The 2,124-nt window shown below is 61.3% G+C and carries 2 protein-coding genes and 1 pseudogene; all 3 read left to right on the forward strand.

The window, feature by feature from the left end; genetic code table 11:
• Positions 1–189 (forward strand): annotated as a pseudogene (locus VHO04_RS13200) (maleylacetate reductase); the annotation flags it as partial.
• A 254-nt stretch (positions 190–443) separates the two neighbouring features.
• A complete protein-coding gene (locus VHO04_RS13205) occupies positions 444–1,211 on the forward strand; it encodes a chlorocatechol 1,2-dioxygenase (RefSeq protein ID WP_329628721.1) in 768 nt (255 codons plus the stop codon).
• A 66-nt stretch (positions 1,212–1,277) separates the two neighbouring features.
• Positions 1,278–1,946: a dienelactone hydrolase family protein gene (locus VHO04_RS13210; RefSeq protein ID WP_329628722.1), complete on the forward strand. Its 669-nt coding sequence runs from the start codon at positions 1,278–1,280 to the stop codon at positions 1,944–1,946.
• Positions 1,947–2,124 lie beyond the last annotated feature (178 nt).

The following is a 2,124-nucleotide window of genomic DNA, read 5'->3' on the forward strand; positions in this document are numbered from 1 at the left end:
GAGCGGGCCGGGGCTCCGGTGGCATTGCGCGATCTAGGCATGGAAGAGAGCGATATCGACCGGGCCGTCGAGCTCGCTCTTGCGAACGCCTATGCGAATCCGCGCCCGCTCGAGCCGCATCTCCTGCGTCGCCTGATCGCAAATGCCTGGGCGGGCGTCCGGCCTGACCACGGCACCTACACCGATTGAGGTGCTTCGCGGATTGAACAACCGGAACGATTGCATGAGATGTTCCGGACGGGAACGGATCGAGGTCCAGGCCGATTGATTTTCGCGGTTGGGCAGCAATAAATTTGATGAGATCGGCTTGCCCACGATACGGCCGAGGTATGGACGGACCGCCGATAAAGTATTTTCCCGAATCCGCCACGATCCATAGTCTTGCGGCTCAAAATGGGAAAATGCGGTTGTGGCGGCGCTACGACGCATAGGAGAGAGGTTTTATGAGCAATCGTTTGGAAGCAGTCGTGGCCGATATCGTCGAGGGCATCCGCGGCGCGCTGATGAAGCACGACGTGACCTTCGACGAGTATCGGCAGGGCATCGGCTACATCATGAAAACCGTCGAGGCCGGCGAGCTGCCGCTTATGATCGATGCCTTTCTGAACACCACCATTTGCCAGATCGAAAACCGCAACTTCGGCGGGAGCACGAGCACGCTCGAGGGCCCTTATTTCCTTGACGACGCGCCCTTCGTCGACGGCGCGCTGAAGAGCTATGAGGACGACCGCCACGAGCCGCTCCTGCTGCGCGGGCGCGTGCTCGATCTCGCCGGCGCGCCGGTCGCGGACGCCGTTGTCGACGTCTGGCACTCGACGCCCGACGGCCATTATGGCGGGTTCCACAATAATATTCCGCGCGATTTCTATCGCGGGAAGCTGCGCACCGATGCCACGGGTCATTATGAAGTACGCACCACCGTGCCCGTCGCCTATAAGATCCCCGACCAAGGTCCAGTCGGCGCATTGCTGGAAGCGATGGGCCGGCACAGCTGGCGTCCCGCGCATGTCCACTACAAGGTTCGCGCGCCCGGATTCCACACGCTAACCACTCAGGCCTATTTCGAGGGCGGCGAGTATGTGGACAGCGACTGCTGTGAAGGGGTTCATTCGGAACTGATCCACGCCGATATACGCGAGAGCGGCATCAAGATGATCGAGACCGACTTTGCGCTCGCTCCGGCCGTAGCACACGCCGCTGCCGCGGCCTGACGGGCGCGGATCATGTGCCAGGGCCAAGCATCGGCGGCTTTACCGCCGCCAGGTAAAAGCGTTGCGATGAACGATGGCCTGCCGAGCCTCGCATTCGGCGACCAAGGAGATCGAACCAGGATCGCCATTTTGCCGGACATCTACGGCCCCGGCCCCTTCTACCAGCAACTGGCCACACACATGGCCGAGCGCGGCGCATTCGTACATTTGATGGATCCTTTCCATGATCTCGGTCCCTTGCCGGAGGTCACCCGCGAGGCGGCGTTCGCTCGCCGGCACCGCGTCCGTGATCGCACTTATGTCGACGCGTTTGAGCATTTCATCGGTGAGCAGCGCATCACAGGCGTTGCCGGCTTCTGCCTCGGCGGTCTTTATGTGTTCGAACTCGCCCGGCGCGGAATTCCGGTGAGCCTGGTGAGCCTTTATGGATTTCCGCAAGGGCTGGCGAACGACGACCCACTACCCGTGCCGTTCGACTATCTCGAAGGCCTGCCGCATCGTCATGTTGCCCTGTTCGGCGATCAGGACCAATCGCAGTCACCCGAGAATTTCCTTCGACTGACGCAGATTGCCGAGCGCACGCCCGACTTCGGGCTCCACCTTTTTCCCGGCTCCGGTCACGGCTTTCTAGCAGACATTGGAAGCGACGACCCCTCGCTCGCGCAAAATGCGCGCGCTGCGCTCGAAATCCTCGAAGACATGCTGCTCGTCGGAGAAGCGAAAGAGAGAGTTTGAAGGCCGCGCCCGAAAACGCCCCTCCAGAAAACAAGCAAATAGGAGGGCTCTGTTGCAAAGATTGGCGGCAGTCAGAGGTAGGCTGTCGCTCTGCGCCGATCAGGCGGCTGCTGCGAAATGGTGGTTGAGCATGCCCATGGCCTCCGTCAGCGCCGAGGGCCCAATGCCAAAAGCTCTC

Source organism: Sphingopyxis sp., assembly GCF_036261875.1.
Taxonomy (GTDB): Bacteria; Pseudomonadota; Alphaproteobacteria; order Sphingomonadales; family Sphingomonadaceae; genus Sphingopyxis.

What these genes read in the sequence shown, in the direction of transcription:
- VHO04_RS13205 (WP_329628721.1), top strand. Translation starts at nt 444, where the DNA reads ATGAGCAATCGTTTGGAAGCAGTCGTGGCCGATATCGTCGAGGGCATC.
- VHO04_RS13210 (WP_329628722.1), top strand. Translation starts at nt 1,278, where the DNA reads ATGAACGATGGCCTGCCGAGCCTCGCATTCGGCGACCAAGGAGATCGA.